This window comes from Mycobacterium sp., assembly GCF_049281135.1.
In the GTDB taxonomy this organism is placed as follows: domain Bacteria; phylum Actinomycetota; class Actinomycetes; order Mycobacteriales; family Mycobacteriaceae; genus Mycobacterium.
In genome coordinates, this window is the sequence record NZ_JBAPRN010000752.1 from 1 (window position 1) to 14,419 (window position 14,419).

Annotated in this window: 8 protein-coding genes and 1 pseudogene; 4 read left to right on the forward strand and 5 right to left on the reverse strand. The window is 64.0% G+C overall.

Annotated elements, in window-relative coordinates; genetic code table 11:
• Window positions 1–1,404 (reverse strand): KUP/HAK/KT family potassium transporter (locus tag WAN02_RS29850; RefSeq protein WP_422268999.1); only part of this gene is annotated, 1,404 nt, incomplete at its 3' end.
• 422 nt (window positions 1,405–1,826) lie between these two features.
• Between WAN02_RS29850 and WAN02_RS29855 the strand changes: the two genes are divergently transcribed.
• The 4 genes from WAN02_RS29855 to WAN02_RS29870 all read left to right on the forward strand — a co-directional run bounded on the left by WAN02_RS29855 (window position 1,827) and on the right by WAN02_RS29870 (window position 10,181).
• A complete protein-coding gene (locus tag WAN02_RS29855; RefSeq protein WP_422268992.1) occupies window positions 1,827–4,727 on the forward strand; it encodes a hypothetical protein in 2,901 nt (966 codons plus the stop codon).
• Entirely contained in the window at window positions 4,724–8,551 is a 3,828-nt protein-coding gene (locus WAN02_RS29860) for a hypothetical protein (RefSeq protein WP_422268993.1), read from the forward strand. The genes WAN02_RS29855 and WAN02_RS29860 overlap by 4 nt, the downstream gene beginning before the upstream one ends.
• 67 nt (window positions 8,552–8,618) lie before the next feature.
• On the forward strand, window positions 8,619–9,518 hold the full coding sequence (locus tag WAN02_RS29865) for a hypothetical protein (RefSeq protein WP_422268994.1): 900 nt from the start codon (window positions 8,619–8,621) through the stop codon (window positions 9,516–9,518).
• Between the two features lie 75 nt (window positions 9,519–9,593).
• Window positions 9,594–10,181, forward strand: coding sequence for a LysM peptidoglycan-binding domain-containing protein (locus WAN02_RS29870; RefSeq protein WP_422268995.1), 588 nt, complete (start codon window positions 9,594–9,596; stop codon window positions 10,179–10,181).
• 131 nt (window positions 10,182–10,312) lie between these two features.
• Here the strand turns inward: WAN02_RS29870 and WAN02_RS29875 are convergent, their stop codons facing one another.
• From WAN02_RS29875 to WAN02_RS29890, 4 genes and pseudogenes are all read right to left on the reverse strand, one after another.
• Window positions 10,313–11,422 (reverse strand): alanine/ornithine racemase family PLP-dependent enzyme, encoded by a 1,110-nt coding sequence (locus WAN02_RS29875; RefSeq protein ID WP_422268996.1) that lies wholly within the window; start codon window positions 11,420–11,422, stop codon window positions 10,313–10,315.
• On the reverse strand, window positions 11,419–12,591 hold the full coding sequence (locus tag WAN02_RS29880) for a DUF1611 domain-containing protein (RefSeq protein ID WP_422268997.1): 1,173 nt from the start codon (window positions 12,589–12,591) through the stop codon (window positions 11,419–11,421). The genes WAN02_RS29875 and WAN02_RS29880 overlap by 4 nt, the downstream gene beginning before the upstream one ends.
• A gap of 318 nt (window positions 12,592–12,909) precedes the next feature.
• Window positions 12,910–13,262: pseudogene (locus tag WAN02_RS29885) on the reverse strand (hypothetical protein); the annotation flags it as partial.
• A 106-nt stretch (window positions 13,263–13,368) separates the two neighbouring features.
• Entirely contained in the window at window positions 13,369–14,313 is a 945-nt protein-coding gene (locus WAN02_RS29890; protein ID WP_422268998.1) for an STAS/SEC14 domain-containing protein, read from the reverse strand.
• Between the last annotated feature and the right edge of the window lie 106 nt (window positions 14,314–14,419).

Below are 14,419 nucleotides of genomic sequence, written 5' to 3' on the forward strand. Positions count from 1 at the left end.
GGTGCGCACCAAGGGCGGCTGAGTGTGGGCCAGCCGATCGACGAACGGACGAAGAGGCCCCTCAGCTTCCGTCCGCGATCGGGTGACGATGTCCTGTCCGCGCTGCCACGTGGACAGCACGGTGAACGCAATCACGGCGATGAGCAGCGGCAGCCATGCCCCATGGACCAGCTTCGTCAGGTTCGCCGCGAGGAACAGCAGGTCCACCGTCAACAGCAACCCGGCGCCGATCACGATGAGCCACAGGGGCGTATGCCACCTCTTCCGGGCGACGTAGAAGAACAGCAGCGTGGTGATGGTGATCGTCCCGGTGACCGCCATACCGTACGCGTAGGCCAGCGCCGCCGAGCTGCGGAAGGCGAACACCAGAATGAGCACGGCGACCATGAGTAGACCGTTGATCCACGGCACATAGATCTGGCCCACGGTGGACTCCGAGGTGTGCGTTATTCGCAATCTCGGCAGATAGCTCAGGTGAGCGGCTGCCGATGCCACCGAGTAGGCCCCGGTGATCACCGCCTGAGATGCGATAACCGTTGCGGCGGTTGCCAATAGCACCATGGGCAGCTGTGCCCAGTGCGGAGTGAGTAAAAAGAACGGGGCGCTGACCGCGGACTGGTCGCCGAGCACCAGCGCGCCCTGGCCGAGATAGCTCAGCGTGCATGCCGGCAGCACGACGAATAGCCAGCTCCGGGTGATGGCCTTTCGACCGAAATGGCCCATGTCGGCGTACAGGGCCTCCGCGCCGGTGACCGCGAGCACGACTGCGGCGAGTGCAAAGAACGCAATTTTGGCGTGCCCGACCACGAACCCTGCCGCATAGGTCGGCGACAGCGCCTTGAGGATTTGCGGGTGGCCGAGGATGCCCTTCACGCCGCAGGCGCCAATCGAGACGAACCAGGCGATCATCACCGGACCGAACAGCCGACCGACGGCGTGCGTTCCGTAGCGTTGAACCGAGAACAGCACGAGAGTGATCACCGCGGTGATCGGGACGACCCACTCCGCGAGAGAGGGTTCGACGACCTTGACGCCCTCGACCGCCGACAGCATCGACATCGCGGGCGTGATCATGCTGTCGCCGAAGAACAGCGAAGCACCGAAGATGCCCAGCGCGGCCAGCCCGGCGACGGTCCGCTGTCCCTTGTCGCCGTTGAGACGCCGCAGCAGCGTGATGAGTGCCATGATGCCGCCCTCGCCGTCGTTGTCGGCGCGCATCACCAGGGTGACGTAGGTCAGCGTGACGATGGTCATCACCGACCAGAACAGCAGTGACACGACGCCGTAGACGTTCTCCCTGTTGAGCGGGACCGGGTGCGGGTCGGCGGGGTTGAAGACGGTCGTGAGGGTGTAGATCGGACTGGTTCCGATGTCGCCGAACACGACGCCGAGCGCGCCGACCATGACGGCCAGGCGAACACCTTCAGCGCGGCCGGCCGTGCGAGGCGGTGACTCAGGTTCTGACGTTGTTTGCACGGTGAGGTCCTCGTTCAGCGGCCGCACCTTGTCATTGAGCGATTTGGATGCGGTATGGACGGGTAGCGGCGTAGCGGATAGATCCTAAGCTGGCCATGGCCGTCCGCGCCCAGTCACAACTCCAGCGTTCACCAGTTCGTCGACGCGATCACATCCCGATGCGTTCCGAAGCATCCTGGCGCCGGGCTCGGGTGGGGCGACTCTGCATTCCGCGACACGCCACCATGCCCTGAACCGTGGCGGAGGCGTGGCTGCGGCTGGGGGAAGCCGAAATTGTAGGGAAATCCCTGATGTACACACCCGGGCTCAAGCCGTAATCTGACCGAACTCAGCGTGGTGCGGGGAGGATCATGACCACGGAATCCCTCGATCAGCATCCAGTGTGGCTGCAGCGCCGCGACGATCTTCTGGTCTTGCAGGTGACGTTTGCCAACGTCACTCTGGTCAACGATCCGGCCGGAACATCAAAATTAACGCCCACCGATCCCACCAAGTCGGCTCAACTGACGATCTGCTTTCCGCCACAAGCCATCTTGGAACAGGCCTTTCCACCAGGCGCTCCAGGCGTTGGCGCTGCCCCCGTCACCAACGCGGCCGCGGCGCTGTTCGCCAACACGAGTCAGCTGGTCTTCGATCTGCCGGCGAACGGACCTCCAGTTGAGTTCACCGCGACAGGCCTACTCGCGTGGACCAACCTGATCAGCGCCGCGGCGAGCGCACAGCTGGAGTGCGTGTGGGGCTTGGTATTCACGCCTGCCATGGGAGGGCGCGACCTGTGGTTACACAACCCGCAGCCGGACACTGACGCAGCCGGGGTCACCTCGCTGTGGCATAGCAGCCTGCTGTGGGGCGACGGTAGTGGCGGACCCGATTTCAACAGCACCGACCCGATGCCGCTGACGGCCACCGCCTCGATCACCGAGGTTCAACAACTCACGTGCCTCACCGCGCTGGACGCTACAACCCGCGGCAACATCGCCACCTCCTCCACCAAGGTCGCACCGTTGTCCGCGCGAGAGGTCACTCTCAGCGCGCTGGGAGCAACGATCGATCTGACCGGCCAGTGGGCCGCGGGGCGGGGCGCTGGTGGCTTGGCGGGTTATCGCCACCGAGCCGTGCTAGGTCGCGACGAGCACGTGACGACGGTTCAGCAGGGCTTCCTGCTGCCATTCGGCTTCCCGGTGAAACTTACTCAGGTCACCCAGCGCATCGGCAACGTCCTCAGCTCCGATCTGGGCGCGGCCATATTGACCAAGACCAGCACCGTCGTCGTAGACAACCCGCTGATGGTCTACAACGATGTGGCCGTACTGCCATCACAGGGCCGGCTGTTCCCGTTTCGCACGCTGCGAGTGAACGAGCGGATGGTGTCGGTACAACCAGCCGTTATCCAAGGCGTCGACCCGACCATCTCGGCCGTAAACATTCCAGGGACTGACACGTCGGTGACGGCCCGCTACCTGTTCCACTTAACCGCCGAGGACTATGCCGGCAACACGCTCGACTTCACCGCAGCTGCCTACTTCGTTCCGCTGACCGACCAGCAAGGCAATCCCGTGTCGCCGTCGGAGGTGGCAACAGCCGCCGGCGTATACGACAACGAACAGAACAAGCAGCAGCGTCCCGCGGCCGGTCGCATTGGGATGGCGATTGACTCGCCAAGCGACACCATGGCCGACATCACCGCCATCTATGTCGGCGCAAAGCCATCGAATGGCGGTGTCGCCAGTGGAGGCCTCGCCGCCTTCCCTTATGCGGCCGCCTTCGATGCACACATTCCTGCGATCGACGCGTTGAGTTCTGAGGTAGCCGCGACACAACACCTGTCTTGGCCGGAGCAGTACATCGACGACGGGTTAGGCACCGGGAATCCCGCGAAGATCTACGCCCAGCTGAGTCAGGCCGTCCCCTTCCTTCCCCGAGCGACCGGAGCCGGCGGTCTGGCCAGCCTCAACACGCCGGTCGTGGGTTTGTCGCAGGTGACGGGCCTGGTCGGCGGACCGGGAGGCGGGGCCGGCACCGGTTCACTCGGCGCCATGGCCAACGGCGTATTCGACCCCAAAGACTTCTTTTCGGCCGCGGCCGGCGCTCAATGCCCGCCGCCCCTCCTGCTCGGCTTCATCAATCTCAGCGGCATCGTGCAGGGCGCTACGGTCGGCGACGGGACCAAGGTTCCGCAGATCACCACCGAATTGCTCTACGGCGCAAACCAAACGGCCACGCCCTCCGCGCCGTCGTCGCCGCCCAGCGGGGTGCGCACCTCGGTGACATGGCGACCGCTGATGGCGAAGGCCGGAACCACGGTCGGGAACTTCGTCACAACAGCGGCCTCCGCCTTGGACCTGAACAGCACGACCACCGTCTCGCTGACGGGCGGCGGACAGCCGGTGACCGACGTGCGCGGCGCGCTGTCGTCCTTCAACCTCACCTTCGCCGGAGGTCTGGTGACGGTGGCGTTCGACAGCTTGTCGTTTGCCTCGCACGCCGGTGCCGCCCCGAAGCTCGACGTCAAGATCGCCTCGGTGACGCCGGACCTCGGCAATGCCCTGGCGTTTTTCCAGCAGCTCCTGGACAACTTGCCCGGCGCAGGCAACGTTCCTCAGATCGACTACCGCGACAACAGTCTCGTCGCCAGCTACAGCTTGGCTGTCCCGTCGATTCCGATGGGTGCTTTCCTGATGCAGAACTTGGCTGTCTCATCGTCGGTCACCCTGCCGCTCGACGGCAGGCCGGTGCAGGCGAGCTTCGCGTTCGCCTCTCGCGACCAGCCCTTCCTGGTGACCGTGTCGCTCTTCGGCGGCGGTGGCTTCTTTGCACTGACCGTCGTGAGTGACAAAGTCAACGAACTCGAAGCTCAGCTCGACTTCGGAGCAGCCGCGTCGCTCGACCTGATCGTCGCCAGCGCTTCGGTGGCGGTAACCGCCGGCATCTACGTCAGCTTCACCGAAGGCAAGGGCTGGGAGGTCGATGGCTTCTTCCGCGCCAACGGGCAGGTGGACCTGCTCGGGATCATCAGCGTCTCGCTGGAGATCTGTTTAACGCTCGCCTACATATCAGGGCCGCCGAAGCGTTTCACCGGCAGCGCTGAATTCACCCTGCGCGTGCAGGTCGCATTTTTCAGCCAGTCACTGAGCTTTTCGGTCAGCCGCTCGTTCAGCGCCGGCGCAGACCCCACCTTCGACAAAGCTTTCCCCACTGCCCAGCCGTGGCAGCAACATTGCGCCGCCTTCGCCCCAATGGCCGGCTCATGATCGTCCAAACCGTGGTGTGGACGCTGCTGCCCGACCCCGCCGAGGCCCCGGCAACCGACGGATCAGTAACGCTTACTCTCCTGGCCAGCCCCCGTCTGGGCACCAACGATCCGCCCGGCACACCGCCCACGGCGACTCAGCTGTCCGACTATCCGGCGATGGCCGGCTGGCCCTCGTTGGCGCTGACCGTCGCGGTTGAGATTGTTCAGCCCAACGGGACAACGACCCAGGTACCTGCTGTGCCGGTGGATCCCGCCGTCGACCCGGCGCTGTGGCAGGCGATATTCCCGCCGACCCAACAGGTCGCTCCGTTCACCTTCACCTCGCTGGCCACGGTTCCGGTGACGTCGTATCCGGCAGCGACAGTGTCCGGATCGCTTGCTCAGCAGTACACCAGCCTGCTTCCCCAAGCACCGAATACGATCCACGCCACCGCCGACGACCCGTGGGCTCCGGTTGATCAGCTGCTGACGACGGTCGGCCTCAGCGGCGGCTCGTCGCCCGAGCAAACCCCCGGCCCGGTCACCCTCGCCTGGCAAGCGCTCGCCGGATTCCATCGGCCGCCCCCAGCGGAAGGGCCGAACGTCAGGAAATTGTCGAACCGCATCGTCTTGACCGATGACGACCCGGCAACTACCAATCCCGAGTTCCACACCATCATCGGCGCGCTCGCCGACCATCCCGCACTGGCGAGACAGCTTGGCCTGCAACGCCGTATTCGGCTGGTGATCCCACCGGGCCTGACCGGTGCCATCACCATCAGGGCTGTCCCCACCCACGGCGCGGCCATCAGCGACTACCGGCCCCGCACCAAGTGCGTCGCGGCGGCGGCGACATTGACCCTCAGCGAGGCCGACGGCACGGCGTCCTCGCCGTATCTTCCGCTGGACAACACCGACACCTATACCGCCATCGACGTCGACACCGACCGCTCCGGTCTGGCTCTGCTTCGTTGGGCGAACCAGCTCAGCCAAGCATCGCGCGATCAGCCACCGGTACTTTCGCCGCCGGCGCTGCGGTCCGACGGAATCTTCGTCGCCGAAGCCGGGCGCGATCAGTTGCTGCAAGCTGCGCTCGCCCGCGCCGCAGCCCTCAACTCCGATCTGACGGCGGGCCACGATGGCGGAGACATCACGCTCACCGCCGACGACATCTGGCACGGCTATCGCGTCGACGTTCTCGACACGGCGTCGCAGCACTGGTATCCGTTGTGCCAACGGCAAGTCACCTACACCATCTCCAGCGGACCGGCGATCCCCGTCGTCGACGATGAGGGATACGTCAGTGCGGGCATGGCCCATCAGGGCACCGATGAACAGCCGACGGGTTTGGTGCACGAGTCGCTGTTTCGTTGGAACGGATGGAGTTTGGTCGCGCCACCACCCGGGCAGATGCTCGACGGCAACGGCCAAGTCGCCGATCCGATCCCTGCGCCAGACGCGGGCCAGCCGTATCACGCCGCGGTCGTGCCCGCTCCGGGCAGCCTGCCGGCGCTGCGCTACGGACGCTCCTACCAACTACGCGCCCGCCGGGTCGACCTGGCCGGCGCCAGCGTTCCCTTCGCCGCCAGCTCCTCGACCGCAGTCCCCAGCACACCTGCCCTGCGCTATCACCGTTACGACCCGGTCCCTGCACCGGTAGTCGTCCCGCGCCGAGCGGTGACCGCCGGCGAGTCCGCCCACGTTTTGGTGGTGCGCACTGATAACAGCAACCCCGCTGCCTCTGTTGCCGGGCCGACCTGCGAACGGCACCTGCTTGCACCGAAAGCGGCGGTGTTCACCCTGGAAACTCACGGTGCGCTCGACGTGGCACGCCAGAATCGCCCGGACCCGGCGGCTTATTCGCTGCTCGTCAGTCGCGACGCTGCGGTGGTCACCGGTACCCCGGACCCCGGTGCAAACAACGCACCCTACGTGGACGCCGATACTGTGCCGCTGCCGTGGCTACCCGATCCGATATCCGCCGGGGTGACCGTGACTGGTCTTCCGGGTGCACCGCAGATCAGCCAACCATGGCCGGAAGGCGGCAATTGGTACCAGCTGGGTTCAGTGCGTTTGGTGCTGGCTGCTGGCGATCAAACCGCCACTGGTGCAGCCGTTGTCGACTCCGCTGCCGCAACGATCACGGTCACGTCCGCACCCGGCACCGTCAGTGTGGTGAACCTCAGCAGCTCTTTGGTTGACGGGAGCGTAGAACTGATGGGCGCGTGGAACTGGTTCGCGGCCAACGCATCACCCGAGACGGTGTCTGCAATGCAGGCCGCCGCCTCGGCCGGAACGCTGGGTCAATTATGCCCAGCGCTGGCAGTGCAGCTTGTGCACGCGGTGCGCTGCCCCACCCAGCCGCCAGCTTTCGGAGACTTGGCCGCTAGCCGCACCGCTGGCTCGACGAGCTGCGAACTTACCGACGATAGTCTCCAAGCCGACAGCGCCACAACACATTCGGTATATGCGCACGTTGAATGGACCGACACCGTCGATGACCCCAACCAGCCCGCCCCGGTATCTGCTCAACGCAGCGCTGACCTCTTGCCCGACGATACAGCGATCTCGGGTTCGGTATCAGCGTCGTTCGACGTCACTTACCAGATCGGCGATACCCGCCACCACGAACTGACCTGCACGCCGGTGGCGACATCGCGGTTCGCCAATTACTTTGCCCAGCGCGTTGCCGTGCAGCTCAACGGACAGACGCCGGCTCAAGTGGCGACCCAGTTCGCGCCGGGCACAGTCATCGTGCACGATACGGCAGACCCGGCAACGGTTTACGGTATTGACCGCGACGTTGCCATCGATAATGTGAACGGCACCGTGACCCGCATCCCGGGCGGCGTGGTGCCTGACGGCGCCTCTGTCACAGTCGAATTCGTGGTCCCGCCGATCACTACCAGCGGACCCGCGCAGACGGTGACCCTGCTTGCTAGCGCCGCGCCCGCAGCTCCTGTCGTGCAGACGGTAGTGCCGGCTTTCCAATGGAGGACGCAGCGATCGGGATCGACCACCGTGAGCCGACGCATGGGCAATTATCTGCGAATTTATCTGCGGCGACCCTGGTTTGACTCCGGTGAAGGCGAACTGCTCGCGGTGCTGGCGGCCCAAGACGCCACCTTCAGCGGAGATCCCGCGCTCGATCTCACGTCCCACTACAGTGCCGATCCCATTTTGGACGGTGGTGCCAGTGCGCCGCTGCGACAGGTTGACCTGCCGCTGGCAACCGCCAGCCAGCTGGTTTCGGTGCCCGACCCGACGAAGCCGGCCGGTACCAACGCTCAGCTATGGGCGATGGGACACCAGGTCGAGTTCGATCCCATCCGCCGACTGTGGTTCTGCGACGTGAAGATTGCCAACCCCTATCCGCTTGTCCACCTCAAACTGGCGCGGCTGCAACCCGATGCCTTGCCCGGTCTCCAGTTGTCCGCCACCGTCGACGCCGGCTTTCATCAGCCACCTTCTGACCGCACACTCACGGTCTCGATATCGGGAACGACGGCCTCGGTATCGGTCGCCGGGCCGATGCCGTCGGGGAGAGTTACCGAGTTCTACGCGACCGTCGTCAGCGGTCCGGCGCCATCTGGCGACCCGACTCTGTGGTACGACAGCGACATTAAGCAGCGGGGGACGCCATTGACCGGACTTCCTCCCGCCAGCATCCGCGCCGCAACCCTGACCTTGCCGAACACCCCGGGCAGCACCCCGATGCGTCTGCTGGTGCAGGAGTTCCTTGTGCTGCCTGGCTCACTCGCTGACCCGTCGGATCCGCAGGGCGTGTCCCAAGGCTCGTCGAACATACAGCGGCTCTGCTACTTCGACGTGGTCGAGCTATGAGCGGCTGCGCATTCCCATTACGGCTTTGTTCGCTCCGATATCCCGCACGGACCAAGGAGGATTCGTCATGACCGCACCATTTCAAGTATTGCCCACACCGCCCGACGCGCCGCTGACTGTCCCGACGGGTGAACGTAGCGCGGCGATGACCTTCACCGAAGCCAGCTTGGGCTCGCCGTCCGTCATCACGATGCGTGTCGCCCGTCTTCCGGCCGACGTGGATTTCCCGACGGATAACCCTGCTGAGGACCCGACATTTCTGCTCAGTGCCGGCGGGCAAGCAGCGGTGATTCCCGCGCAGCCCTCGAAGCTTTCGATCATGGACCAAAACGGCGCGACGGCGGGGACTGCCGAATACTTCGAAGAGACCTTCGACATATACCGCATCGTCCTCAACGTGCAGCGATCTGGGAGCCGCACCTGGACCTTGCAGATCCAGAACGGCGACAAACAACCCCGCAGCTTCACTGGGGTGGTCGCCGGCGACGATAGCGACACGCGACAACCGTGGATCAATGCCGTGCCCACACTGGATTTTCAAAGCGACGAAGGCGCATCCGCAGTTCTTCTGGGAAGTATCAAGATCGCCAACAACGGCACGGGTGCGTTGACGCTGCAACCCATTGGTCTTGAAGACCCGTTTTCCGTCATCCCACCCGACGACATCGGCCCGAACAGTAGCGGAGTTATCCAAGTCCAGTACGACCCCAGCAAGTCGGGTCCGCAAGTGCAGACCCTGACCGTCGCCAGCAACGACACCTTGGCCTCGGCGGCATCTCTGCATAACGATGTGGTGACCGTCTCATACCGGAAAACAGCGCCACTTCCTCCACCTCCCCCGACGGGCCGGCCGTGCAGCCATCCGGACGGATGTAAACAGTACGCACCGCCTCGCGCCGACCCGGAGGGCAACTGCGAACATTCGTACTGCAATCACCCGGGCTCCGCTCATCCGTTGCCGTTCTGAACTTGATCTCACCGGTTACTTTGCAAGACAGTCGAATTCCTACGCCGCACCGTAACGAAAGATCAGGAGGCGCAGATGAGCCGGAAATACCAAATCCAGGCGGGGGACACGTTGTCGGCGGTCGCGAAGCGGTTCTACGGCGATGCGTCCTATTTCGGTCTGATAGCTGCCGCGAATAATCTGGCTGACCCCAACAAGATCGCCCCGGGCCAGGTTCTGTCGATTCCTGACTTGCCCACCCACTGGGATGTCGTGCAAGCGACCGGGTGGAATTCAATCCAAAAGACGGGTGTCCTGTCGATCAATGTCGCGTGCACTGTGCCGGCGGGAATGCGACTGGTGATCGAGAATGTGTCAGCGCAATGCGTGTTGCAGCCCGGCACGCTCGCCCCCCTCATCATGGGCGAAATCGACGTGCTGGGTCGGCCCGCGAACCCGCTGGCGTTCTTCCCGTGGATCCAGAGCTTCTACAGTGGCGATATCAACGACGCGATCACCGAGCGGTGGTTCGCGTTCCACTCGGCGACCCGGATATATGTGGCCGGTCCCGTCCAAAACCTCACGTTCAGCGCCGGGTTCGGTGGTACGGATGCAGACCAATCAGGATTGGCGGAAGTGCACATCTGTGTGAACGGATACTTGGAGGCCGCCCCAACCGCGTGACGATCAGGCGGCGGCACGGCTCCACCGATGACGTCCGCCGGCGGAGACGCGCCCTTTCGCTATCACACCGGTATTAGCTGAATAGCTGGCCCAGCGGAGAGCGGTGAGCTCTGAGGCAGCGGCGAAAGCCTCTAGCTCTGTCTGATTCCGGCGTCAACGCGATCGACAACGGGGTTAGAACCGCCACGGTGCTCGATCTTCACGACGAAGGGCGACGTCATTGTCCGCACGAGTGCGCCGTAGCCGACACCGAAGTCGATCTCGTCGCCGACCGCGACGGGGTGATCGCCGAGGTCGACTATGAGGTGGTCGCTGCTCATCCCGAGGATCGTTATTCCCTCGGGTGGCTGCAGACCGTCCGGGTCCACGTCCTGGCGACCAAGGGCCAGGATTGCTTGGTGCACGGTCCTGGTGCCGGTGCGGGACGGCGCCACGCCGAAGGCCGCCTGAGCGCGATCTCCCCAGGGTTGAGCCGGTTTCATGGCGACCTCGATGACCTCGGCGGTCAAGGTGAAGGCGTCTGTGAACAGGCCGGCGATCGGTGTCCGGTACAGCGGATCGACGCCGAGAAGGATGGCTTCGCCGAGTCGGAGGTCGTTGATCCGGCCGACGTCGTGAGTGTGCAGAGCCCAGTTCAGGTTCGCCGAATTGCCGCCTGAAACGACGTCGAGCGAGATCCCGTGCCGTGCCTCAATGTCGTTCGCGAGCCCGCTGAGGATGCCCATGTTGCGGTCGTCGGGAATGACACCGTTCTGGCACGCAAGGTTGGCGCCGAGCCCGACCAGCCGGAGGGAGGAGTGACCGAGGACGGCCCGTACGGCCGCGGGGGCGTCGGCGAGCGCGATGCCCTCGCGCAGGTCACCCAGCTCGACCATGAGCACGACGGCGTGCGTCCGCTTCTGTTGGGAGGCGGCCTGATTGAGCGCCGCGAGCACCACGGCCTCGGTGTTCAGGCTGACGTCGGCGACCTCAACGACCCGTGCCACTTGGCTGAGCATGGGTGAGCGGATCAACGTGCGTGACGGCGACGGGTCGAGCCCGGCCAGCCGAGCGAGGTTCGACATCCGGGAATCACCGATTCCGCGGGCGCCTCCGCGCAGCATTGCCGCGCCGACTCCCGGCGAGCCCAACACGGCCTTGGTGATCCCAGTGACCCGGACGCCCGTTGCGGCAAGCCGGTCAACCAGAACCCGCGTGTTCTGCTCGATCTTGTCGAGATCGGTCTCGATCCGAAGCGTCACACCGGGGTGGTGGTTTCGGCCACCATCGCGAGCGCGGGGAAAGCCGTCAGCACCATGTCGACCAGATCCGACGCGGGGCGCGTCAGAGGGTCGGTGACCGGGAGGCCGAGCTGCAAATGATGCTCCGAGATCGCGTTGCTCAGCTCGTCCTCGGTCATCTCTTCGTGGTTGATCGTGACCCCGATGACGCGGGTGTCGACGAACGCCTCGATCAGTGCGATCTCGCTGGCCGCCGTCGGCATCGGCATCATCGGGAAGTCGCCGAGCACCTTGCGCTTCGGTGCATGCTGCACGATCACACCGGCCGGGCGGCTGCCCCGCAGGATGTGAGCCGACGTGATGTACGCGGGGTGGCTGAGCGCGCCCTGGCCCTCCACCACGATCACGTCAGGCTCCTCACCCTCGAACGCGGCGACGACTTGGTGCTCGACCTCGCCCGAGCAGAACTGGGGGACCAGCGCATCCAGCGCGACGCCGTACTTCCCGCCCTGGATCAAGGTGGTCTGACCGGTGCCGACCATGACCGCCTTGATGCCGCGCGCTTTCAGGGCCTGGACTAGCAAGGTGGCGGTGGTGCGCTTCCCGATCGCCCCGTCCGTACCCAGGATCGCGATCCTGGGACATGTGACGTCGAAGATCCGGCCGGAGAACAGGTGCAGGTCGCGCTTGGCCTTCGGTCGGCGTACATCGGTGATGGTGACGCCGGCGATCAGGGCTGCCGCCACGAACTCGGCGTCGTCGTTGAGGAATTCGTGCAGGCCGTTGATGATGTGCATCCCGCGGGCGATGCCGTCGAGCAGCACGACCCGCTGCTCGTCCGACAGCAGGCCGTCGGCAGGCGCCAGCCCACAGATCAGGTAGTCAGGTACGCGGCCGGCGTTCGAGATGGCCTCGGCGAGCGATGCCAGCACCGGGATGCCGTTCGCGATGCCGTCGAGGAATTTCCCGGCATCGACTCCGGCCCGGAGGCTGTCGATGACACTGAGGACCTCGTACTTCTCCGAGTGCCTGACCAGGCCGTTGGCGGTCTTACCGTCCTGCTCGCCGAACAGGCCCTCGCAGTAGACGATCGCGGTGGAACCAGCAGGGAGTGCGAAGGAAACCGCCGGAAGGTTGCACTCGCACTGTTCGGACGCGCTGAGAAAAGGGGTACTGGCGAGGGGAGACATAAATTCCTCTGAGAAGTCTCAGAAGGCGACGAGGTCGTGGCGGGGCGGTGGGCCCAACGCTCAACGAGCGGTCTTCCCTGAGGGCCGGCAAGATTACCGGCGTGTTAACTGTACCCCATCGGTTCTGACTGCCTGCTTCCGCCGACCCAGAGCAGGAGCGAACCTGCGTGGTCTGCGGATGCGTGTCGCGATTGCCGGATGTCGCTGCGGTCCCGCGCCAAATCGGCGTGGCGACTGCTCGGTCCGGGCTTTGTGACTGGCTCAAGTGACGACGACCCATCAGGCATCGCAACCTACAGCCAGACCCGCACAGTTCGGCTACAGCCAACTGTGGCTGGCGCTGTGGATGCTTCCTTTCATGGTGGCCAGCCAGGAGGTGTGTGGTCGATAATTATGCGATGCCAGATCCCGCCGACGCGGCATGAACTCCAGCGACAGCAGGACGACCAGAGCGACCGGGATGTGTCGCATCGATAACAGCACATACCGGCGTTGATCGAATGAATCGAACTTGCGAAGGTATCGGTAGAGCGACTCAAGCTTGATCAGGGAATGTAATAGATGCTTTCGATCAGGCTGCCGTCGTTGTTGTCGAATATTTCAGGGAACGCGGCGAATGCCAGCGAAAGCCGCTTGCCACCAAGCTTTTTGGTGTACGTGATCATGTCAGCGCCATCAACAGCGCAACGGTAATCGTGAAAACGGTTATAGATACTACATTCTGACTCATGGTCCACTGCCGTTCGTCGATTTGTTGAAGCTTGTGGGGATTCAGATTCACGCTGCACGCGGCAGATCTGGGGTCGAGCTTGCCGCTTGCGAGATCGATCTACTTGGTGCCGGCGTCCAGCCGACATAAGTCAGATAAAGCCCGATTAACGCGAAGCAGACACAGACCGTGCGCCACAGCGCGTCCGCCCCGAGCACCGAGTTCGCCATCGACATGAAGGCCGTTGGAAACGCCAGCAGAAAGAGCCCACGCAACACCAGAAGCCAGCCTGTTAGAGAAACGATGATTGCTGCGGCCCCTCGCCAGTACTGGTGAAGCGCGACGATGATAAGGCCGCCCACCAGCATGAAAGCGCCTGTTACCCAGGGCCATACCGGATTCGCTCCGAAGTCTGTAACCAGTGCCCGCATGTCTGCCGCGCGGAACACAGCGGTTACACAAGAGATGATAAGAAATGGCCCGAGCACCCGAGCAAACATGCGTGTGCTGTGCTGCGACTCTTGTGACGAACTCATTGCAATACCTCCATTTGATACTGGCCGCCAGTCGGAATGGCGACTCTGGGTTTCGATTTGAGGTGCTTGGGGCCGCGCTCCAGGCCGTGAGTCGGTTGCCTGGCCGGCATCGGCGCCGCCGTTAATCCACTGCCGTGCTTGCTCGAGCTGCTCACCGGGAAAATGGCGCACCTCGGCGGACACGTAGTGCGACGCCAGCCGCTCGGCGACATCTCCGATGTGCGAATTGGTGACTATCGCTACCTTTTTGACGCGCTTGTGATGGTCCCGGACGAAACGAAAGTGGGTGACCATCGTTCCGAAACTGTCCCAACCCGGGAACTCCGGGGCGTCGATGATTAGGCCGGCGAGATCGCCCGTTGCCTCGATCTGGGTGTCAACCGCCCTGGCAAGTTCACTGAAGTCACTTTTGTCCAATGCGGACTTGGGACGCACCAGAAGGGTGGAATGCGCAGTATCCAGATCGTATTCGATCATGAGCTGCTCCTGACGATTGTTGTTTTCGAGGGCTGAAGTGACGAAGTAGTGCCGCTATGACTGCCGAGCCACGATCACCGGCACACGGACGGATTGAACGACTGCA

What these genes read in the sequence shown, in the direction of transcription:
- WAN02_RS29870 (WP_422268995.1), top strand. Translation starts at nt 9,594, where the DNA reads ATGAGCCGGAAATACCAAATCCAGGCGGGGGACACGTTGTCGGCGGTC.
- WAN02_RS29865 (WP_422268994.1), top strand. Translation starts at nt 8,619, where the DNA reads ATGACCGCACCATTTCAAGTATTGCCCACACCGCCCGACGCGCCGCTG.
- WAN02_RS29890 (WP_422268998.1), bottom strand. Translation starts at nt 14,313, where the DNA reads ATGATCGAATACGATCTGGATACTGCGCATTCCACCCTTCTGGTGCGT.
- WAN02_RS29860 (WP_422268993.1), top strand. Translation starts at nt 4,724, where the DNA reads ATGATCGTCCAAACCGTGGTGTGGACGCTGCTGCCCGACCCCGCCGAG.
- WAN02_RS29880 (WP_422268997.1), bottom strand. Translation starts at nt 12,591, where the DNA reads ATGTCTCCCCTCGCCAGTACCCCTTTTCTCAGCGCGTCCGAACAGTGC.
- WAN02_RS29855 (WP_422268992.1), top strand. Translation starts at nt 1,827, where the DNA reads ATGACCACGGAATCCCTCGATCAGCATCCAGTGTGGCTGCAGCGCCGC.